This window comes from Megalodesulfovibrio paquesii (assembly GCF_054653055.1).
This window is the reverse complement of record NZ_BAAIGQ010000008.1, coordinates 382,791-402,644: the sequence shown is the minus strand read 5'-3', so window position 1 is coordinate 402,644 and position 19,854 is coordinate 382,791. Positions and strand designations below refer to the sequence as shown.

21 protein-coding genes are annotated in these 19,854 nt (G+C 63.5%); 20 read left to right on the top strand and 1 reads right to left on the bottom strand.

Annotated features, from left to right (window positions below; all coding sequences use genetic code 11):
- The first annotated feature begins 109 nt into the window (after positions 1 to 109).
- The 9 genes from ACYQ00_RS20135 to ACYQ00_RS20095 all read left to right on the top strand — a co-directional run bounded on the left by ACYQ00_RS20135 (position 110) and on the right by ACYQ00_RS20095 (position 5,658).
- The gene (locus ACYQ00_RS20135; protein WP_460033853.1) at positions 110 to 1,210 is read left to right on the top strand and encodes a hypothetical protein; all 1,101 of its coding nucleotides are present in this window, start codon (positions 110 to 112) and stop codon (positions 1,208 to 1,210) included.
- Between the two features lie 13 nt (positions 1,211 to 1,223).
- The gene (locus ACYQ00_RS20130) at positions 1,224 to 1,562 is read left to right on the top strand and encodes a capsid cement protein (protein WP_460033852.1); all 339 of its coding nucleotides are present in this window, start codon (positions 1,224 to 1,226) and stop codon (positions 1,560 to 1,562) included.
- Positions 1,563 to 1,596: 34 nt separating this feature from the next.
- Positions 1,597 to 2,520 (top strand): major capsid protein, encoded by a 924-nt coding sequence (locus tag ACYQ00_RS20125; protein WP_460033912.1) that lies wholly within the window; start codon positions 1,597 to 1,599, stop codon positions 2,518 to 2,520.
- Between the two features lie 243 nt (positions 2,521 to 2,763).
- Positions 2,764 to 3,210 carry a phage protein Gp36 family protein gene (locus ACYQ00_RS20120; RefSeq protein ID WP_460033851.1) on the top strand — a complete coding sequence of 149 codons (447 nt, stop codon included), beginning with the start codon at positions 2,764 to 2,766 and terminating at the stop codon, positions 3,208 to 3,210.
- Positions 3,210 to 3,749, top strand: coding sequence for a phage virion morphogenesis protein (locus ACYQ00_RS20115; protein ID WP_460033850.1), 540 nt, complete (start codon positions 3,210 to 3,212; stop codon positions 3,747 to 3,749). Before ACYQ00_RS20120 ends, ACYQ00_RS20115 begins: the two co-directional genes overlap by 1 nt.
- Positions 3,750 to 3,751: 2 nt before the next feature.
- Positions 3,752 to 4,213 carry a hypothetical protein gene (locus tag ACYQ00_RS20110; RefSeq protein ID WP_460033849.1) on the top strand — a complete coding sequence of 154 codons (462 nt, stop codon included), beginning with the start codon at positions 3,752 to 3,754 and terminating at the stop codon, positions 4,211 to 4,213.
- A 17-nt stretch (positions 4,214 to 4,230) separates the two neighbouring features.
- Positions 4,231 to 4,890: a phage tail tube protein gene (locus tag ACYQ00_RS20105; protein WP_460033848.1), complete on the top strand. Its 660-nt coding sequence runs from the start codon at positions 4,231 to 4,233 to the stop codon at positions 4,888 to 4,890.
- A 115-nt stretch (positions 4,891 to 5,005) separates the two neighbouring features.
- The gene (locus ACYQ00_RS20100) at positions 5,006 to 5,317 is read left to right on the top strand and encodes a phage tail assembly chaperone (RefSeq protein ID WP_460033847.1); all 312 of its coding nucleotides are present in this window, start codon (positions 5,006 to 5,008) and stop codon (positions 5,315 to 5,317) included.
- Between the two features lie 20 nt (positions 5,318 to 5,337).
- A complete protein-coding gene (locus ACYQ00_RS20095; RefSeq protein ID WP_460033846.1) occupies positions 5,338 to 5,658 on the top strand; it encodes a DUF1799 domain-containing protein in 321 nt (106 codons plus the stop codon).
- 65 nt (positions 5,659 to 5,723) lie between these two features.
- On the opposite strand, the gene ACYQ00_RS20090 is transcribed toward ACYQ00_RS20095, so the two are convergent.
- Entirely contained in the window at positions 5,724 to 5,918 is a 195-nt protein-coding gene (locus ACYQ00_RS20090; RefSeq protein ID WP_460033845.1) for a hypothetical protein, read from the bottom strand.
- Between ACYQ00_RS20090 and ACYQ00_RS20085 the strand changes: the two genes are divergently transcribed.
- The 11 genes from ACYQ00_RS20085 to ACYQ00_RS20035 all read left to right on the top strand — a co-directional run bounded on the left by ACYQ00_RS20085 (position 5,917) and on the right by ACYQ00_RS20035 (position 19,706).
- Complete coding sequence (locus ACYQ00_RS20085; protein WP_460033844.1) at positions 5,917 to 9,501, top strand: tape measure protein; 3,585 nt, start codon at positions 5,917 to 5,919, stop codon at positions 9,499 to 9,501. The genes ACYQ00_RS20090 and ACYQ00_RS20085 overlap by 2 nt on opposite strands.
- Positions 9,501 to 9,878, top strand: a complete 378-nt coding sequence (locus ACYQ00_RS20080; RefSeq protein ID WP_460033843.1) for a hypothetical protein — start codon at positions 9,501 to 9,503, stop codon at positions 9,876 to 9,878. Before ACYQ00_RS20085 ends, ACYQ00_RS20080 begins: the two co-directional genes overlap by 1 nt.
- Positions 9,875 to 11,227 carry a hypothetical protein gene (locus ACYQ00_RS20075; protein ID WP_460033842.1) on the top strand — a complete coding sequence of 451 codons (1,353 nt, stop codon included), beginning with the start codon at positions 9,875 to 9,877 and terminating at the stop codon, positions 11,225 to 11,227. Before ACYQ00_RS20080 ends, ACYQ00_RS20075 begins: the two co-directional genes overlap by 4 nt.
- The gene (locus ACYQ00_RS20070) at positions 11,227 to 11,712 is read left to right on the top strand and encodes a DUF1833 family protein (protein ID WP_460033841.1); all 486 of its coding nucleotides are present in this window, start codon (positions 11,227 to 11,229) and stop codon (positions 11,710 to 11,712) included. Before ACYQ00_RS20075 ends, ACYQ00_RS20070 begins: the two co-directional genes overlap by 1 nt.
- Entirely contained in the window at positions 11,712 to 12,116 is a 405-nt protein-coding gene (locus ACYQ00_RS20065) for a hypothetical protein (protein WP_460033840.1), read from the top strand. Before ACYQ00_RS20070 ends, ACYQ00_RS20065 begins: the two co-directional genes overlap by 1 nt.
- Positions 12,113 to 16,591 carry a host specificity factor TipJ family phage tail protein gene (locus tag ACYQ00_RS20060; protein WP_460033839.1) on the top strand — a complete coding sequence of 1,493 codons (4,479 nt, stop codon included), beginning with the start codon at positions 12,113 to 12,115 and terminating at the stop codon, positions 16,589 to 16,591. The genes ACYQ00_RS20065 and ACYQ00_RS20060 overlap by 4 nt, the downstream gene beginning before the upstream one ends.
- A 4-nt stretch (positions 16,592 to 16,595) precedes the next feature.
- Positions 16,596 to 17,633 (top strand): hypothetical protein, encoded by a 1,038-nt coding sequence (locus ACYQ00_RS20055; protein ID WP_460033838.1) that lies wholly within the window; start codon positions 16,596 to 16,598, stop codon positions 17,631 to 17,633.
- 3 nt (positions 17,634 to 17,636) lie between these two features.
- On the top strand, positions 17,637 to 18,032 hold the full coding sequence (locus ACYQ00_RS20050; RefSeq protein ID WP_460033837.1) for a hypothetical protein: 396 nt from the start codon (positions 17,637 to 17,639) through the stop codon (positions 18,030 to 18,032).
- A 197-nt stretch (positions 18,033 to 18,229) separates the two neighbouring features.
- The gene (locus ACYQ00_RS20045; protein WP_460033836.1) at positions 18,230 to 18,400 is read left to right on the top strand and encodes a Com family DNA-binding transcriptional regulator; all 171 of its coding nucleotides are present in this window, start codon (positions 18,230 to 18,232) and stop codon (positions 18,398 to 18,400) included.
- The gene (locus tag ACYQ00_RS20040; RefSeq protein ID WP_460033835.1) at positions 18,384 to 19,115 is read left to right on the top strand and encodes a DNA-methyltransferase; all 732 of its coding nucleotides are present in this window, start codon (positions 18,384 to 18,386) and stop codon (positions 19,113 to 19,115) included. The genes ACYQ00_RS20045 and ACYQ00_RS20040 overlap by 17 nt, the downstream gene beginning before the upstream one ends.
- Positions 19,116 to 19,427: 312 nt before the next feature.
- Positions 19,428 to 19,706, top strand: a complete 279-nt coding sequence (locus tag ACYQ00_RS20035; protein ID WP_460033834.1) for a sunset domain-containing protein — start codon at positions 19,428 to 19,430, stop codon at positions 19,704 to 19,706.
- Positions 19,707 to 19,854: the final 148 nt, after the last annotated feature.

Sequence of the window (19,854 nt, the reverse complement as noted above, 5' to 3'; positions counted from 1 at the left end):
CAACCCTCCTGCATAGCATCCTCCGACACGGGCCACCCGCCAGGAAGTCATGCCATCCTGCGGCGCGCAGCCGCCTTTGGTAGCGTCCTGGCCATGGAGGACGACGCCCATGCATCCCAGGCCCCACACCGACCCCGCGGCGAGCTCGCACCAGGCCCCGCACCAGGCCCCGCCCCGCACCCTGATCATCTTTCGCTCCGGCACCCATGTGGCCATGGACGGCCAGGAACTGCATTTTTCCGACGCCGACCTGACCGCCACGGCCGCGGCCTATGACCCCGCGAAGCACGAAGCCCCCCTGGTCATCGGGCACCCGGCCACGGACGCCCCGGCCTACGGCTGGGTACAGGGCCTGACGGTCCGACCCTCTCCTTCCGGCCTGGAGCTGGTGGCCACCCTGGACCAGGTGGCCCCGGAGTTTGCCGAGGCCGTGCGGGCGGGCCGGTTCAAAAAGATCAGCGCCAGTTTTTACCCTCCCGCCGCCAAATCCAACCCCGTGCCCGGCGTCTACTCCCTGCGCCATCTGGGCGTCCTGGGGGCGCAGCCGCCGGCCATCAAGGGCCTGCCGTCCGCGAATTTTGCCCAGGGTGACGCGGACACCGAAGGCCTAGTGCTGGTGGAGTTGGACGGCGTGCAGTTTTCCGAATCCAACCCCCAAGAAGACACCACCCCCAAGGATACCCAAAAGGACAATACCATGGACGAACTGAAGAAGCTGCAGGCCGAAAACGCCCGGCTGCGGGCGGAGGCGGCGGCCCGCGATCGCGCGGCGGCCCATGACAAGCACGTGGCCTTTTGCGAAGGCCTGGCCGCCAAGGGCAAGCTGCCGCCGGCCCTGGCCCCGGTGATGGCCGCGGCCCTCACGGCCCTGGCCCTGCCCGGTGCGGAGAACACGGCGCAAGCCGGGGAACTCGCTCTGCCTGCTCAACCCGCTCCCGTCATCCAGTTTGGCGAAGGCAGCGCGGCCCAACCCCTGCACAAGGCCCTGGCTGAGGCCCTGGAGGGCCTGCCGGAATCCATCGTCTACGGCGAGGTGGCCCCAGATCGGACGGGCGACGGGCAGCCCCCCGAGCACGTCAGCTTTGCCGCGCCCACCGGCTACACCGTGGATCCTGCCGGCGCGGCCCTGCATGCCAAGGCCCTGGCCTACCAGCGCGCCCACCCCAACACCGACTATCTGACCGCCCTGGCTGCCGTTCAGGGCCGGTAAGCGAGGAACCCCCATGCAATCCAGACCCATTTTGACCCTGCCCCTCACGGCTTCGGGCGCGGTGACGGCGCATCGTTTTGTCACCGCCACCGGGGCACAGGTGGCCGCAGCCGGCGCGGCGGCCCTGGGTGTGGCCCGGTCCGACGCAGCCACCGGGGAGCTGTTCCCCTGCGACGCCCTGGGCACCGGCATTGTCGAGGCCGGCGGGGCCATTGCCGCCGGCGTGGCCCTCAAGGCCGGGGCCGACGGTCGGGCGCTGACCCATGACACCGGCGTCAAGGTGGCCATTTCCATGCAGGCAGCCACGGCCGCCGGGCAGAAAATCGAAGTCCTGCTGCTGCCCGGCGCGTAACATCATTATAGAGAGGAGCATTCCCGTGTCGCAAATGACCACATCCCAGGCCCGCGTCATTGATCCCATTTTGACCAACGTGGCCCGCGGCTACACCAACGGGGCCAGGGCGGGCATGCTGCTCTTCCCCATGGTGCCCGTGGGCGCACGCGGCGGCAAGATCGTCAAGTTCGGGCGGGAGAGTTTCCGCCGCTACGCCACGGCCCGCGCGCCGGGCACCACTGTGGCCACGGTGCAGCGCGGCTATGCCGGGGAGAGCTACTCCCTGGTGGATCACGGCCTGGACGGCCTGGTGCCCAGGGAGCTCCTGGAAGAAGCCGCGGCCGTGCCGGGCATCGACCTGGCCAGCGGGGCCGTCCGCCAGACCCAGGACATCATCGCCCTGAACCTGGAAGCCGCTCAGGCCGCCCTGGCCCGTGACGCCGCCAAGTACGCCGCATCCAACAAGGTCACCCTGTCCGGGACCAGCCAGTGGAGCCATGCCGATTCCGACCCGGTCAAGGCCGTGGAAGCCGCCAAGGAGGCCGTGCGCGCCGCCGTGGGCGTGCGACCCAACACCATGGTCATTGGCCCCGGCGTGCTGGCCGCCCTGAAAACCCATCCCCTGATCCTGGACCGCATCAAGTACACCGGTCGGGACGTGCCCACGACGGAGCTGCTTGCCAGCCTGTTCGGCGTGGATACGGTGGCCTCTGGCGATGCAGTGCAGGAAGACGCCGCGGGCGCGCTGGTGGACCTTTGGGGCGGGGACGTCGTGCTGGCCTACACCACCATTGGCACCCTGGCTACCCAGGGCACGCCGTCCTACGGCTACACCTACCGCCTGCGCAACTATCCCGTGGTGGAACAGCCCTGGTACGACGGCACCATAAAAAGCTGGCGGTACCCCGTGACAGACGCCGTGGCCGCGGTGCTGGCTGGTCCCGACGCCGGCTTCCTCTTCCAGAACGCCGCCTAAACCCGAAGGAACCACCCATGCAATGCCGCGTGTTGATTGATACCTTGCGCCATGACGGCGAACTGCTCCAGGCCGGCACCACCGTGGAGCTGACCGAGGCCCAGGCCCGGCCCTTGCTGGGCCTGGGGCAGTGGAGGCGATGGAAGCGGCGGGCGCGAATCCGGACGCCGTCCAGGCCGAAGCGCCTGAAGCGTCCGGAGCCACTGAAACTGCGGCCGCTGGCAAAAAGGCCAAGGCCTAGCCATGTACTGCACCGTGCCCGATGTGCTGGCCCTCTTGCCCGAGGCCGAAGTCCTGCAGCTGGCCGATGACGCCCTGACCGGGGACCTCGAATCCCCTGCGGTCCAGGCCGTGCTCACGGAAAGCATTGAGCAGGCCGGCCGGGAGATTGACGCCTTTGTGCAGGCCATCCGGCCCGTGCCTCTTGATCCCGTGCCCGGCCTCATCGCCAATATTGCGGCCAAGCTGGCCGGGCACCACCTCTGGCTGCGCCGGCCCGGCGTTGCCGAACCCGAAGCCTGGACAAACGAAACCGCCCGCTGCCGGCGGCTGCTGGAACACATCGCCCTGGGCAAGCTGGCCCTGGGCGCGGAGTCCGGAGCCGCGCCAGGCGCGGAGCCGGCCACCGACAGCAGCCCGGCGTATGCCAAGGGCACATCCGTCATGGACACCTACACGGGGGGCTGGTGATGGCCGGCATCTCCTATACCGTGGATGACGCCGTGGTGCGCCAGGCCCTGCTGGCCCTGCGGCAGAAGGCCGGGAATCTGCGACCGGCCCTGCGCACCATCGGCGAGATCGTCATCGGCCAGACGGATGACGCCTTTGACGCTGGCAAAAGCCCGGCCGGCGTGCCCTGGAAGCCCTCTGGCCGGGTGCGCAAGTTCGGCGGGCAGACCCTGGTCAACACCGCCCGCCTGCGCAACTCCATCACCAAGGCGGTAGGCGATGACGAGGTGCAGGTGGGCACCAGCGTGGTCTATGCGGCCATCCACCAGCTGGGCGGGGACATCCGGCAACAGGGCCGGACGCAGACCAACGCCCATCGGGCCGACGGCCGCTTTCTGTCCCGCGCGGCGGAGCGCCGCCGCAAAACGCCCGTGGTCACCAGCACGGCCGTCATCGGCGCCCGGACCATCCACATGCCGGCCCGGCCCTACCTGCCCGATGAAACCAGCGTCAACCGGGATGCCATCCTGGCTGCCATTGCCAAGCACCTGGAGCTGTAAAGATGCCCACCCGAGCCGAAACAGAAGACGCCCTCCTGGACCTGCTGCGGGCCGGGCTGCCCGCCCTGAAACAGCTGGGCAGCCTGCCCCTGGGCCTGCACGACCGGGCCGCCCTGGACGTGCGGGATAGCGCCGTGTGGGTCTACTACGCCGGCGGAGAGCCCGGCGAGAACGAGTCCCTGTCCGGCCATCTGCAGCAGGAACAGTGGACCTTTGCCGTGCTCTGCCTGGCCAAGCGCTACCGCGGCGCCACCGAGGGCGCAGCCGCGGCCCTGGAGCTGCTGGAGGCCGTCATCGACCTCCTGGCCGGGGCCGTGCTGTACCCGGCCGACCCCAACGGGGATGGGCTCGGCCTGCACCTGTCCAAAGGCCCGGACCGCATCTTGCCGCTCCCCGAAGGCTGCGGCGTGGTCGGCTATGAAATCCTCATCACCTGCGACACCTTCATGCAGCGCCTGGACTAGGGCGCAAGGAGACTCCCATGGCAGTCAAACCCATCAAATGGTCCAACGTGGCCGTGCGCATGACCCCCGTGGCCGCCGGCTCGCCCGTGACCCTGGCCGCCGTCACCAACGCCGCGGAGCCCGTGTGCAGCGCCACGGCTCACGGCTTCGTGGTGGGCGACTATCTCTGGCTCACCGTGGACGCCGGCATGATGCAGCTCAACAACCGCATCGCCCGCGTCAAGGCCGCCACCGCGGACACCTTTACGTTGGAAAATCTGGACACCACGCTCTTTGACGCCGACGTGGAAGACAAGACCTACGCCCGCAAGCTCAGCTTCGACCACTCCCTGGCCACGGCCACCACGGTTTCCCCCAGCGGCGGCGAGCCCGACCAGATCGATACCACCACCATCCACTCCAGCGTCCGCACCTCCATGCCCGGCCTGCCCAGCGCCGCCAGCTACAGCTTTGACGCCATCTGGGACCCGGCCGACGCGGGCCAGCAGGCCTTCCAGGCCGCTGCCGACGCCCAGGACATGCGGGCCTTTCAGTTCCAGTTCGGGACCTCGGGCAGGATCATGGTCTTCGCCGGCTACCCCTCGGCCAACGGGCTGCCCGCCGGCTCGGCCCAGGGCCTGGTCACCACCAAGCTGGGCATCAACCTCGCCGCCCTGGCCACCAACTACGCGTCGTAGGGCACGGCGCAAGCAAACGGCAGGATTGGGGGAAACCTTTCTGGAGAAAGGTTCTCCCCCAAACCCCCTTCCAAAGACTTTTAACCGTTTAACCATTTAGCACGGGTGAATGGAAATGCTGAAATTGACCCCTGATCCGCAGTTCACGGCCAAAGTGGGCATCACCGTGCCCGGGCAGGACGCCCCGGCCCAAATCACCGTCACCTACAAGTACATGACCCGCAGCCAGGCCCAGGCCTGGGGGCAGGGGCTGGGCGAGAAAACGGACAACGAGGCCCTGGCGGACGTGGTCCTGGGCTGGGAAGGCGTGGACGCGCCCTACAGCCGTGAAACTCTGGACCAGCTGCTGGACGCCTACCCGGCCGCGGGCCTGGAGCTGCTGACCGCCTTCCGCCAAAACCTGCTGGAGAGCCGGCGAAAAAACTAAGGGCCGCCGCCCGCGCCCTCATGGCTGGAGGAAGCGGCGACAATGATCCCGAGAAGATGGCCGCACAGGCCGCGGCCCTGGGCCTGCCCGTGGAGCTGCTGGCCGAAGCCGACGGCTACGCGGATGTGGACGTCTACCCGGATAATTGGCCCGCCCTCTGGATCTTCAAGGACTTAGCCACGCAATGGCGGGTGGGCCTGGCCGGGGCCACGGGCCTGGACTACGCGGCCCTCCCGGCAGTCCTGGACCTGCGCGGCGTGCCCCAGGCCGAACGGGCAGACCTGTTTGACTGCCTGCAGGTGCTGGAGGCCGAGACATTAACGGCCTGGCACGAGGAGTGAGCGGCGGCAACGATGCGTTAAACGGCGGGCGGGGTGGCGTTAACAGGGAATCAGGCCGGGCGGCGTTAACGTGCCGCGCTGCCCCTTGACGTGCCGCCCCCGGCCCAGCCCCTGGCCCCGAACACCCCAAGGCCGGCAAGGATCAGCAACACCGGCAGCACCAGGAAGCCCCAGGCCCCGACGTACTTGCAGAGCAGCCCGGCGGCCACAACCACGCCCAGGAAGGCGAAAAACCCGAAGGCGACTTGGAAGAGCAGCATGGCCAAATCCTATGATGTAGGCATCCGGATCACGGCAAAGGACGAGACCGGTCCAGCGTTATCCAAAACGCGGGCCGGTGTCGAGTCCATATCCCGCCAGCTGGAGTCCATGCGCTCCCAGGCCCTGGCTACGTTCACGGGCCTCGCCGCAGGGGCATCCGTTGTCTATGCCCTGAAGCAGATCGGGAGCGCCGCATTCGCCTCTGCTGTCGAATTGGACAAGCTCGGTCGCACGCTGACCGGCGTTTTTGGCAGCCGGGCCGCGTTGGAACTGGGATATCTCAAGGCTGCCGCAACCACGTTCGGGAAGAGCCTGACTGAGACCTCGCGGGCGTATGTGAAATTTGCGGTGGCGGCTGAATCCGCGGGGTTTGCTACGGAGGCCACGCGTAGGACCTTTGATGCCACCGTGAAGGCCGTGTCAAAGGTTGGGGGCTCGTCGGAGGACGTGTCTGGCGCATTGTTGGCACTGTCACAGATGCTCTCCAAAGGCGTGGTTAGCGCAGAAGAGTTCCGGCAACAGTTTGGGGAGCGCGTCCCGGGTGCGGCAAAGCTTGGAGCCAACGCCATGGGGCTGACCATGGCGGAATTCTCCAAGCTCATGGAGTCTGGCAAACTGGCGTCTGCGGAATTCGTGGAGAAGTTAACACCCCAGCTGGAACAGTTCGGTGCCGGATGGGAGGCGACCGCAACCGGGATCCAGGCATCTACCGCGCGGGTCAGGGATTCCTTCGCCTCATTGTCTGACGGGGCGCTTAATCTGCAGCCCGTGCTCAATGTCCTGGATGAAGTGGACCAACGGCTGAAGACCTTGGATCAAACCGTCCGCGCCCTAAACGTCAAGTCCAAGGTGCAGGATGCATATGACGCTCGCATACTGACCAGCGAGCAGTACAAGGAGGCATTGAGCCTGTACCCAAGCGGTGCAGAACGCATCGCCTCATCCGTGCTGTCTACGGTAACTGCAGGGCTTGCGAGCGGATGGGATGAAAAAGTGCGGGCCGAAATTTACGGCGCGTCGGTACTGGCTGAGACCGTGTTGCGGCAAGGGGAGGACAACCGCAAGCGTCTCGTGGAGCAGTACACCGAAGACTATAAACGGGTGGCGGAAGAGAGGACTAAGGCACTCGAAGAATCTGTAGGCTCTATGTCGGGCGGGAAGCAGCTCCGCGAAATGACGAGGCAGCTGCACACGTTTGAACGCGAATTGACCCGCATGGCCGGCAAGGAATATGTCCTCAAGCTCAAAATGGACACAACCGGGCCGCTTGCCCAGTCGTTACGGGAGCTGGGGATGACCGAAGACCAGCTTCGCGGGGCGGAAGACACCTTTTCGCGTGCGGCCTCCAGATCGCTGACGGCGGATAGCAAGTACATCCTTGATCAGCGCAACGCCCGCGCCAAAAGCGCACACGAATCTTGGCTGAAAGAGCAGTATGGGCTGTCCGACAAGTCCGACGCCACCATCTCCCAGGTGGGTGCCTCCCTGGTGACCCAGGCCCGCCAGGCCATTGCCGACGGCGTCAAGTACGAGCTGGGCGCGCGGGACATGGCCACGGGCAAAATAGACTGCAGCGGCTTTGTCTCCCAGATCAACCAGGCCACCATCACCGGCATTGAGGCGCAGTCCAAGGCCAATCTGCCCGACGGCCTGGCCCAGGCCCTCACGGGCACCTCGGAATCCATCATCACCAAGGTGGGCAAGCTCACCGGGGAGACCCTCAAACTCCAGGCCAACAAGCTGGACCTTTCCAAGATCCGCGAGGGCATGCTTATCGGCCTGGACACCGGCCCGACCAGTTTTGACGCCGGCCGGAAATACGGCATCGATCACATTGCCCAGTTTGTGAAGGATGCCAACGGGGTGATGCAAGTCATCGAATCCCGCGGCCGCCGAGGGGTGACAGAGACCGACGCCGAGGCCTGGCTCAAGCGCTTTGGCGACTCGGTCAAGGCCTATGTGGTGGACCCCTATGAATCCATGCGCCCGGCGTGGGATCGCACCCTGGCTGACTATGCCCGGGGCGCGAAGACCATGCAGGATCTGCAGCGGGAGACCACGGACAAGGTCAAGGAGGCCACCCTCTCCGAGGCGGACTACAGGCGCTGGGCGCTGGATCAGACCATCCAGGCCGAGCGCCAGAAGGCCATCGAAGCCGGGGCCACGGCCGAGGAGCTGCGGGCCATCGACGCCGGCCTGGCCGACTACAAGGCCGCCACCTTGCAAAAAATCGCCGCCGAGGAAGCCCAGGCCAACGCCCAACAGCTCCAAACCGCCCGCCAGCATGCCCAGCAGCTGGCCCGCGTGATGCAGGATCTAGGCGAGGCCACCGGGGACAAGGGGCTCATGCGGGAGGGCCTGCTCAGTGACATCGCCTCCCAGGCCCAAGAGCTCAAGCTGCTGGCCAAGACGCAGGAAGAATTTGACCTCATCGAGCGCCAAGCCAACCTGAAAGCCGCCCAGGCCCGGCGGGACACGGCGCTGGACTTCGGGGAATACTGGTCCGCCATGGATGAGCTGGGCGCGGCCTCCAGGGCCGCGGCGGAGCAGGAACAAGACATCTGGAAAGAGGTGCTGCAGACCTGGATTGCCAACTCCGATGCCATGGCCCAGGCCCGCGTGGCCGCCTATGACCAGGTGATTGCCAAGGCCCTGGAGGCCGGCAACACCGAGCTAGCCGCCCAGGTGCAGGTGGCCAAGGCCGCCGCAGCGTCCGACGCGGCCCTGAAGAAGCTGCAGGACGCGCAACAGACCGGCACGCCGGGGGAGGCCTTCCTGGCCCGCCTCTCCGAGGGGCTGGAGGAATTCAAGGACGCGGCCACCAAGGCGCGGGAGTCGGCGGTCGAATTTGCCGACAGCGTCCTGGCGCTCAAGAGTGAGGCGGCCAGCGCCCTGGGGCAGTTTGGCGGCGACCTGATGTACGGGCTGCTGACTGGTGAGGCAGTGGGCGCCTTTGCAGAACTGGGGGACACCGCCGCACGGGCGTTTAGTGACAAATTCGCCAGCGTGTTGGAATCCCAGCTCAATGATATTTTCGATTGGGTGCTGGCCGAGATGAAGACCGCGCTTTCCGGCATGTTCTCCGGAGGCAGTGGCAGCGGCCTGCTGGGCGGCCTGTTTTCATCCATCTTTGGCGGCGGGTTTGACAGCAGCGCCATCTGGACAGGTATTGAGGGCGGGACATTTTCCACGGCGGGCATCCTCGCCAGCGCCAAGGGCAACGTCTTCAACGCGCCCGGACTGTCCGACTACGCCAACAAAATCGTGACCAGGCCCACAGTGTTCCCCTTCGCCGCTGGAGGCGTGCCGAATCTTGGGCTGATGGGCGAGGCCGGGCCGGAAGCGATCATGCCGCTGACGCGGTTGCCCTCCGGGGATCTTGGCGTGAAGGCTTCTGCCAGTGGAGACAGTCCACAGCCCATTACCGTGAACATCAACAAGTCTCCGGGAACAGATGTGGAAGTCTCCCAGGGGGACAACGGCGCGCTCAATATTGAGGTGCTGGCGACGGCACTGGACGGCGTCTATTCTCGATGGGCGGGCCAAGGGAAGGGACCGTATCGCAACGTCAGGGGGTGGTAATGGCGCTGGCAAGCTGGCCGGAATGGATGCCACAATGGCCGCTGATTGACTTTGACAGTGTGCCGCGTGGGGGACTCTCCAGCACGGGAGAGGCCCTGTACGTGGTGCAGAATCGAGCGTTCCCGGAGCAGGATGCGTCGTTCAAGTTCCTTGTGACATTGGAGCAGAAGGAGCGCTTTCGGGAATGGTACCGGACAGCCCTGAACGGGGGGTGCGCCCCTTTCGCATGCCCTTGGGCAGAGACTGTCGGGCTGCCAGGGTATTACGCTCGCTGTACGGAGCCGTATGAATCCAAGCATCTTGGCCTGGAAAACTGGCAGCTGACCCTGCACCTGGAGTTGATCGCCCCGGGCGGAATCGTGCGGGGGGGCGCATGAACAGAATCGCGCGCCCCGTCTGGCCGTTGGCGCTCCCGTCGCCCACCATTGCAACGCCGTCAGGAAAGGCCGGAGATGACCGCCTCAAGCGGGAACTGCAATCTGGCCGGTTCGAGTTCCGACGCTTTGGGGAGGGTACTTCGGATACCGTGCAGCTCGATTTACGTTGCATCCGCGTCCAGGCACAGCAGTTCCTGGAGTATGTGCGCCAGGATTTGGCCATGGGCGCACGCTGGTTTGAAGCGGACTGGTTGCCCAGGATGGGCTATGGATCAGCCAGAATCCTCGAATATGCACCACGCAAGGGGTATGGGGGACTGTATTCCGACTATTCGCTAACCTTGGCCGTCCGGCCCATGGAGCGGGTCACCGCCTGGGGTAACTGCGGGTTGGCAGAACTGCTCCCCTCGCCCCTGCAGGTGACATATAATTGGAAGAAACGCCCCCTCTGGGTTGAGTGCGCCATCAAAGATACGGCCGCCACGACGGCATACGGCGTCGCAGTGCTTGCTGATGGCACCATGCAGTTGTGGGGCGATATCCCGGATTCGCTTTCCGGTCTGGATGGGTGGACCTACTTCAAGAACGTCTCCCGCGCCTGGGTCCAATACGGCGGCATGCTCTACATCACGACATCAGGAGAACTGAAAAAGCACGGGACCTTGCTTCCAAGCATCATGAACAACTGGCCCACCATTACAGATGCCGTCATGCTCTGGTGGCCTCGTGGAGGGACAGTCCAGGGTGAAAACGTGCTGGTGCAGCGCAGGGACGGAGCGCTTGTCGGCTTCGGACGCGCCCTGGGAGAGTACCCCCCGCCTGCTGGCATGGCTTATCCGCTCAAGAGTATCAGCCTTGGAGGGACAAGTACGTCTCCAGTGGCTGCCGCAGTGGACGCGACAGGCAAGCTGTGGGTCTGGGGAGTTGATGACGTCACCGGGAAGCTGGTCTCGACAGCCCCGACCATCACAGACGCCGTGGCGGTGTGTGTGGTTGCAGATCAGGCCCAGGGACCGGGCATGGTGCAACGCGTCAACGGGGAGTGGGTGTTCTGGTCTGGAAGTCAATCCGCTACGCACCCGTATTGGGCCTCATTCCGGGCCATGCCGCAATGGTTCCGCGCAGCGGCCATGCAGTCACTAGGGCCAGCTGTGGACGTGTCTACTCAATATCCAGCGTACTCTGGTGGGATGGGCCTTGATGCTCATGAGGTGCTGCGTGTGTGGGGCGGTGCGTCGTTACTGTCCAGCATGACGCCGCGAGGGCTGCACGCCGTACAGGCTGCTGGTTTTGCCCATGTTGGACAATACGCCAGGCTGTACGGCGGCGTGGCGTTGGAGGTGTTGTGATGCGATATGCCACCATGAGCGAAGCCATCCAGGAGGCCTACGCGACCGCGCCGGCACAGGTGACCTATTTTGACACGCTGATGTTGGCGCATCCAGCGCTGGATGAACCCATCCAGGTGGTGCATTCCGATCTCCCGCTCCAAACGCCACAAGGGTTGTATCACCCGCTGCGGTTTGGGCTCAAGCTGCCAGAAGTGGAGGGGAAGGTGTGTGGTGAAATGGCCATCACCTGTGGCCCTGCCCCGGCGGAAATCTATGACGCCCTGGACGCCATTGCCCGGCAGGGAGATTCCGCCACGCTGCGCTATCGGCAATACCTGGGGCACCACACAGAACCGGACATGGACATCCCAGTTCCATTGGAACTGACTACGGTGACGCACACCGCCGCCAGCACGGAAATCCGCGCCCAATATCCGAACCTCACGGATATGGAATTTCCGCGTCGAAAAAAGACCGCAACGAACTGTCAGGGGGCGCTGTGATGGCCCATTGGGTGGAGCAGTACACAGGGCAGCCGTGGACTCCGGAGCAGGACTGTTTTTACTGGTTCGTCAGGATCAGCCGGGAACAGTTCGGGCGCGACATCCCCGGATACATGGCAGACCATGCCCGGCTGGTGCATGCCGCTGCCCGCGCCTTGTCCGGCGATTTGGCTAGTCATTATCCTTGCCAGCAGACCGCGACACCGCATGACGGCGATGCGGCCCTACTCACGCAGCATCGCGTGCCGCATCATATCGGTATGGTTGTGTGGCTCAAGGGCAAGTTGCATGTGTTGCACGCGTTGCAGAATGTGGGCGTGGTGTGCAGTGACCGCCGCAGCCTGCAGGCCAACGGCTGGCACCTGGCCGGCTTTTGGACGCCTTTGAACAAGGAGGCAGCATGAGCGGGCCACTTGATCCTACCCGCGGACGGGTGGGATGGGTCAGTAACCCCGTGACAACCAGACGTGACTTGGTCGTCGTGGAGGTGCCCGCCGGGGCAACTATCCGCGAATTGCTGGAACTGCACCAGCCAGGATACGTGCGTCCCTTTGTGGCATTGGTCAATGGGCAGCCTGTGTTGCAAGACCAATGGAACGATCCACTGCCTGCCGGGGCAACTGTCCATTTCATGCAACTGGCCCTCGCCGGGGGAGGCGGCTCCAATGGGTTACAGATTCTGGCGTCCATCGCCGTCATTGCCGCGTCCTTGCTGATCCCCTATGCATTCTCCTTGACCGGTATTGCTGCCACGCTGGTCTCGTCAGCCACTCTGATGGGCGGCACCCTGCTTGTTAACCTTATGTTTGCCAGGAAGGGAGGGAGTGCAGCCACCACAGACCTCGGATTGGACACAAAGGCCCTGGCCAGCCTGAATGCCGGAGGAAACCGGGTCCGACTGGGAGAGCCGTGGGTTGAGCATTTCGGGCGTGTGTTGTTTTATCCTGACCTGATCCAGAAAGCCTACACCAGTATCTATTGGGCCACACAGGACCAGTATTTTTACGCCATCTATGAAATCGGCGTCGGGGCGTATGACATACAGGGCGTATATATCGATGAAACGCCACTGACGGATTACACCGAGGCCCAATATAACATTGTACCTCCGGGCGGCACACCGTCGCTGGTGCCACAGATCGTCTACACCTCGGATGAAGTTAGCGGCCAGGAACTGCAGTCGGATGCTTACCTGACGGCCATTGTGAACCCGGCGGGAACAGCCATCAACGAAATCGAATTCGACATCGTGTTTCCTGCCGGATTGGGACAGTATCTGTCGAACGGCATGTTCTTCAGCGCGGCCTGCAACGTGGAAGTGACGGTGCGACAGATCGATGACAATGAGCACGTTGTCCATGACTGGGCGCTTTTGTGGGCGTGGCCGTACTATCTGGCCTGGAAGGAACCGCTGCGCTGGTCGTATCGCCTGCCCGCTCCATGGGGGCCGGGGCGCTATGAGGTGCGTTTCCGGCGTGGCATGGAAGAACTGATGCAGACAGACGCCATTGACAGCGTTATTGTCGGCGGCCTGCGTGGGTTTGGCTGGATGCATCCCACCTATGGAGACGTCACGCTCCTGGAGGTCAAGATCAAGGCCACGGACCAGATGAGTCCGAACGTGGTGGACAAGATCAACGTCATTGCCACGCGGAAATTACGCACCGTTGGGCCGACGGGCTTCGGAGACGTTGTCGCTACCAGAAACCCCATTGACGCCATTGCCTACATGGTGACGTCCATGAACGGCGGAGGGCAGCCAGAAGAGTTCCTGGACTGGGAAGGGCTGTACGAGTTGCGCCAGCTCATGGAGGAAAAAGGGCACTGCTACGATTTCCGCCACGCCTCCACAACCTCCGTCATGGATGCCGTGGAACAGGCGGCGCTCCTGTGCCGGGCTGTTCCGTATCTGCCTAGTGGAAAGTTTTCCCTGGTGCGGGACGAGTGGCATGACGTCCCGGCCTTCTCCTATTCCGACGATGACTACACTCGTGACAGTCTGAATGTGGTGAACAACTTGCGCCGGACCAGCCGGGACGCCACCTGTGTGACGTGCAAGTACGTGAACCCGGTGACGTGGGAAGAGGAGAGCGTCACGTACCTTGATGAGTTCGGCAGCGAGGATCGTCCCAAGGAAATCACCCTGGCGGGCTGCACCAATCGCCAGCACGCCTATGAGCTGGCCAAGTATTTCTACCTGGATGACCGGCTGAACCGGACTACTGTTGAATTTGTCACCGGGCTGATGGGGTTGATCCCGCAACTCGGACAACGCATCCAACTGGCCAGTACGCGCCCTTCGCAAGGACAGTGCGGGCTGGTGGCGGACCTGGATGGGACCAATATCTACCTATCCGAACCGGTGGACTTTGCGGGAGAGACGAGCGGAAATCTGTATGTGACGCTGGCGGACGGGACCAGTTCCGGCCCGCACGTGGTGACAGCCACAGAGAGCCCGCATTGCGTGCAAGGATCGCTGCCGGCAGAGGTCAGAACCCAGGCGGAATACCACACACAGGCGTCAAAATACTCCCTGGAGACGGAAACACGCAAGCTTCTGGATATCAGAGTGTTGGGCGTACTGCCGGAAGAACGCAACAGCATTCGGATCGTGGGGAATATTGTCCATGAAGAAGTGTTTGAACCCGCCGGAGATGCGCCGCCGGTCGGACAGCTGTACGGCGCTATCCCTCCGTTGACGAGCGTGAATCTGCGGTATGTGGATGCCGTTTCTGGGGGCGGGTATTCGCTCGCCGCCTCTTGGGCCGGAGGAGCAACAACATTCCGAGTGCAATTGTACATTAACGGTATCCTTTCCAATACCTGGGATTATTACACGGGATATACCCTGGATGTTGTGGCGGCAGGACTGCCGGTCACGTTGCAGGTCACGCCGTATGTGGATGGCGTAATCAGTCCGGCGGATGCGTTGTCCACCTCGTATGACGCCATTCCAGCGCCATCCAATCTGCGGCTCGCGTCTCAGGATAGCGACCGCATTACCGTGGCCTGGGATGCCCTGTCCGGAATATCGACATACCAGGTCGGACTGTATGTTGATGGGGCACTGGTGGTCGGCACTGTCACGCCCGAGATCACATACACGGTGACTACGGCACAGCTACAGCAACTTGGCGGGCCATGGCCAGAGATGGTGGTCAAAGTGGCCGCGGTCTCCGGGTCCACAGCCAACCCCGCGGCGGCGCTGACAGTGTCGTGGCCCTCGATGGAGGCGCCGCAAAACCTCCATCTGGTGGATATCTTGGCGGGTGGTGTGGTTGTGAGTTGGGATGCCGTGCCTGGTGCGGTGGAGTATGTGGTATATCGCGGGAGCACTCCAGGGTTTGACCCCGCAGCCTCTGGAATGCTGGCCTGGGTGGGCGGGGCCACGACAGCGACCATTGGCGCGGCGATGAACCCGCCATACGCGCATTATTTTGTGGTGGCGGCCCGGGACGCCGTGTTTGACACCGTGGGAGAACTGACCTTTTCGGCAGAATTGATGGTGGCGTCCATTCACGCCACGGCAGATGCTGCAGAGGTTGTGGTGGGCGAGACGGTGTCTGGCAATTCGCTGGTCAATGACTGGGGTGGCTCTGCCGCGCTTTCTGTTGTGGCCGTAAATGGCGATCCGGCGGGCGTCGGCAGTGCGGTTGCAGGCAGTTCGGGCGGGGTGTTCGTGCTCCAGCCCAACGGAGACTGGGTGTTTGATCCGGGCACAGACTTCAACTGGCTCGCGTCGAACCAAAGTGCGGAAACCTTCGTGGAGTATACCGTCTCTGATGGTCGCTTCTCGCAGGTCGGGATGGTGACTGTCACGGTGGGTGGGGTGAATTTTGACGCCTTTGCCGTAACAGCCTGGGGCAACGCAGGACTGGCGGAATCAATGCCCACAAACTTGCGCGCGGTATGGGTGGATTGCGCCGTGCTCTCGTCCTCTTCCACCGCGGCGTACGGGGTGGCGGTTCAGGCCGATGGCACCATGCAGTTGTGGGGCGATGTGCCTGCCGGACTGGCCGGGTGGGAATCACTGACGGATGTGGCCCGCGCCTGGGTTCGGGGCGCAGGCATGCTCTACATCACGACATCGGGAGAACTGAAAAAGCACGGGACGTTATCATCATATATCACGAACAACTGGCCCACCATTACAGATGCCGTCATGCTCTGGTGGCCAAGGTCTATTGGCGGGGAGCAGATGACAAACGTCCTGGTGCAGCGAACGGATGGAACGCTGTTCGGGTTTGGGCAGGTGCTAGGCAACTATTCGCCGCCCGCTGGCATGGCGTATCCGCTCAAGAGTATCAGCCTTGGGGGGACCAACACATACCCCGTTGCCGCCACAGTGGACGCGACAGACAAGCTGTGGGTCTGGGGTATCAATAACTTGACCCCCAACCTGGTGACTGCCGCACCAACGGTATCTGACGCGGTGGCGGTATGTATTGAAGAAAACAGCACACAAGGACCGGGTATGGTGCAGCATGCTGACGGGAGTTGGTCTTTCTGGGGCGTGGGCGCGAGCTCCAGCTATTGGGCTTCTTTCCGGGCCATTCCCTCTGGGTTCTATCCTGAGCAGATGCAGACACTTGGACCTGCGGAATCCTCTTCGACTGCTTACGCGGCGTACTCAGGAGGAATGGGGCGAAACACTGATGGGTTGTTGAAAGTATGGGGCGGTGCATCGTTGCTTGCAAATCTTACTCCGCCAGAGGATCCTATGTTGGTTGAACAGATGAGCGGTTTTGCACATTCAGCAGCATCCAAAATGTATGGAATGGTCGCTTTGCTGCGTGATGGTGCATCGAACGTGTTGATGGCCAGCAGTGGAGATGTGGTGCGCACCAGCGCGGGTGAAGATATCTTGTATAGGAGTTGATACGATGGCAAAAACAATCCCACAATTGCCTGCGCTTGCATCGCTGGCGGATGATGATGCATTGGTCATGGAAGACACCAGCGACGCCGTTACAAGCCGTGCTACGGTGGCACAGATGGTCGCGTACGCCCGGTCTGGCATGGTGCCGGATACCGATGCCCGGCTGTCCGATGCCCGCACGCCCACGGCGCACAAAACCAGCCACGCGATTGGAGGGGCAGACGCCCTGACGCCATCGGATATCGGCGCAGCGGCGGCGGATCATACGCATGATGGGCTGACTGGAGGAGGTGGGCAAGGCGAATGCCGCCTGGAATATGCCAGCGCCACAGAAGTGAAGCTGCAGCCAGTGGGCCGGGGCAGCATGCTCTGGCCGGACGGTAGCAATCTGACCCTCCCGGCGGCCGGCCTGTCCCTGGCCAGCAGCGGGCTGACAGCGGAGACGGTCTATTATGTTTATCTGACGTCGGCCGGCGCATTGGAGGCGTCCACCACTGCCCCGGCGACAACGGACGGCTGGAGGCACAAAACCGGTGACCCGACCAGGCTGCTCGTCGGCCTGGTCCGGCCCAATGCCAGCGGGCAAATCCAAGTTGATGCGGCATATATAGGGGTGCTGTCCTGGTTTAATCGCAGGCGCAGGCACGGGACAAACACTATCAAAGCCCAACGCTCCACCACCTCGCAGCTGACACCGGTAGTGTTAAGCGCGGCGGCTGAGCAAATCGGGTTTTTGAGCTGGAACGAAATTGTCCAGGTGGGGCTGACCGGGATCCTCCTGACCAGTGGTGCGGCAGCGGTGTACTGCGGGGTGGGGATTGATGGCGCACTCCTCGGATCGCTGACGCCTGCCCAGACGTCCGGGGCCAACATCTGGGCGACCGCAGCCACCCCTATGGCTCCGGCGCTCGTGTCTGAGGGCTGGCACTCTGCCATGGCCATGGGCTGCGTGAATGCCGGGGTGACCTACAGCATGTCCTTGTACGGGACGACCACCAATGACAACCTGTGCGCGCGCATCCACGTGGCGCTGGAGGGATAGCAGATGATCATCAACACCCAAACAATCTGGCATGAGCTGGATAGCGCCGGACTGTCAGGACTGTTTAACCGTCTCTCCATTGGCTCAGATGGCGCCATCCTTGGTGACCTGACGAACGACGAGCGCGCGGCGGTGCAGGCCGTGCTGGACGCCCACGACCCCACGCCCCTGACCCCGGCCCCGCGCATCCTAAGTCGGGTGCAGTTCCTGGGCCGGCTCACACCCCAGGAATGGGCCGCCGCCGTCACCAGTCCCGTGCCTGAGGTCATGTACTTTGTGGAGCTGGTGCGTGCGGCTTCAGAAATTGATCTGGACGACGCCCAGACGCAGGCGGGGCTGCAGGTGGCCGTACAGGCCGGGGTGCTGGAATCATGGAGGACCGCGCAGGTGCTGGCATGACATGAGGCGTTTTTGGGGCGTTAACAGCGAGTTACCGCCCCAAAAACGGAGGCGCAGGCGGGGTGGTGACACACCCCACCGGCCCGGTGCACGAACACCGGACCACGGCCGGAGCCGCTGCGCCATGAGAGCCCGGAGTGGCAACCCCAGGGCCGCATGGACGTAGCAGGGCCAAGGCCTAACAATCAAGCAGGGATATGGATCAAATCCGATGCGGAAGCTGCAATAAACTCTTGGCCAAGGGCGAGGTTGTTCATATCGCCATCAAATGCCCCCGCTGTGGGGCGCTCAATCACGTGCGGGCCGCGAGCCCCAGGCAAGAGGCCCGAGAGGCTCCTACGGGAGCGCAACGTGCGGATAATCTTTGACAATGGCAAAGTGTTTCAGGGAGATGCGGTCACGGTGTTGCGGGACCAGCCCGCACTATCCGTGGACGCCGTGGTGACAGACCCGCCGTATTCCAGCGGCGGCACCCATGCGGCCGCTCGAAAGCGCGATCCGGCGACGAAATATCAAAACACCGGGACTGCCAAGAGCTACCCGGCCATGCTGGGCGACAGCAAGGATCAACGGAGTTACGCCCTGTGGGCCACGCTCTGGCTGGCCGAGTGCTGGCGCATCGCCCGGCCGGGCGCGCCACTGCTTATGTTCACGGACTGGCGACAACTGCCCCTGGCCTCGGACGTGGTCCAGGCCGCTGGCTGGGAATGGCGCGGCCTGGTGATCTGGCACAAGCCCAGCGCCCGGCCCATGCTCGGGGAGTTCAGACGGGACGCCGAATATGTGGTCTATGCCGCCAAGCCGCCCTGGAAGCGCCTGCATGACCGCTGCCTGCCCGGCATCTTCCGCCACGCGGTTAACACCGCCGCCAAGGTGCACCTGACCAGCAAGCCCATCCCGCTCATCAAGGACCTGCTGGCCGTGACCCCCGAGGGCGGCACCGTCCTGGACCCGTTCCTGGGCGGCGGAACAACCGCCATCGCCTGCATCGAGACTGGCAGGCAGTTCGTGGGGGTGGAGCTGTCACCAGAGTACGCAGCCCTGGCGGCAGACCGGATCAGACAGGCGGAGGCTGACGGGTAACCCAGAGTATGCGCCACGACGGGCGGCATGATCCGGACGAAGGGCGGCGGCGTTATATCAAAGTTCGCCGTCGCCTATATCGTTACAAAAGATACTTCGTCTTGCGAACTTGTGCCAAATCACCCGCTAATTTGTGCCAAATCGCGCGCGAAGTTACACCACAAGCAATGGCTACCCATCATCTGGTTTAGCGGGTGAAACCTTGCGTCACAGACGGAAACAGAATAATATACTTAAAAATATTGAGCACTCGTAGCATGACGAACATCAGGCCCGCGCAATGGTCGGCGGCTCTTTTTGACGAGGGATCCCATGATGTATCGCACGCCGCTTCACGTCCTGTGTTGTTCCTTGCTGTTCTGCGCGCTCTGTCTTGCCTCGGCCGGTGTTGGCAGCACACCCTCCGGCAGCGGCCTGTTGCCTGTGGCCCAAGCCGCGAGCGCGGCGCTGCATGGCAATCCTAATTCGCATATCTATCACGGCCCGAGCTGCCGATATTATCATTGTAAAGCCTGCACGATGCCCTTCTCAAGCAGGCAAGAGGCTGAAGCCGCGGGCTACCGGCCGTGCAAGGTGTGTGGAGGCAGGTAATTACGAGGCCTGCCTGTTCTGTTGCCGCCAGCATGGGTACCAGACTTGCTGTTTGAGTGAATCTGCCTCTCACCTTTCTCGATCTCAACATTCCTCATTTCCGCGGTGATGTCCGGCTTTCTGCGCCCTCTTGCCCCATCCTCCCTTA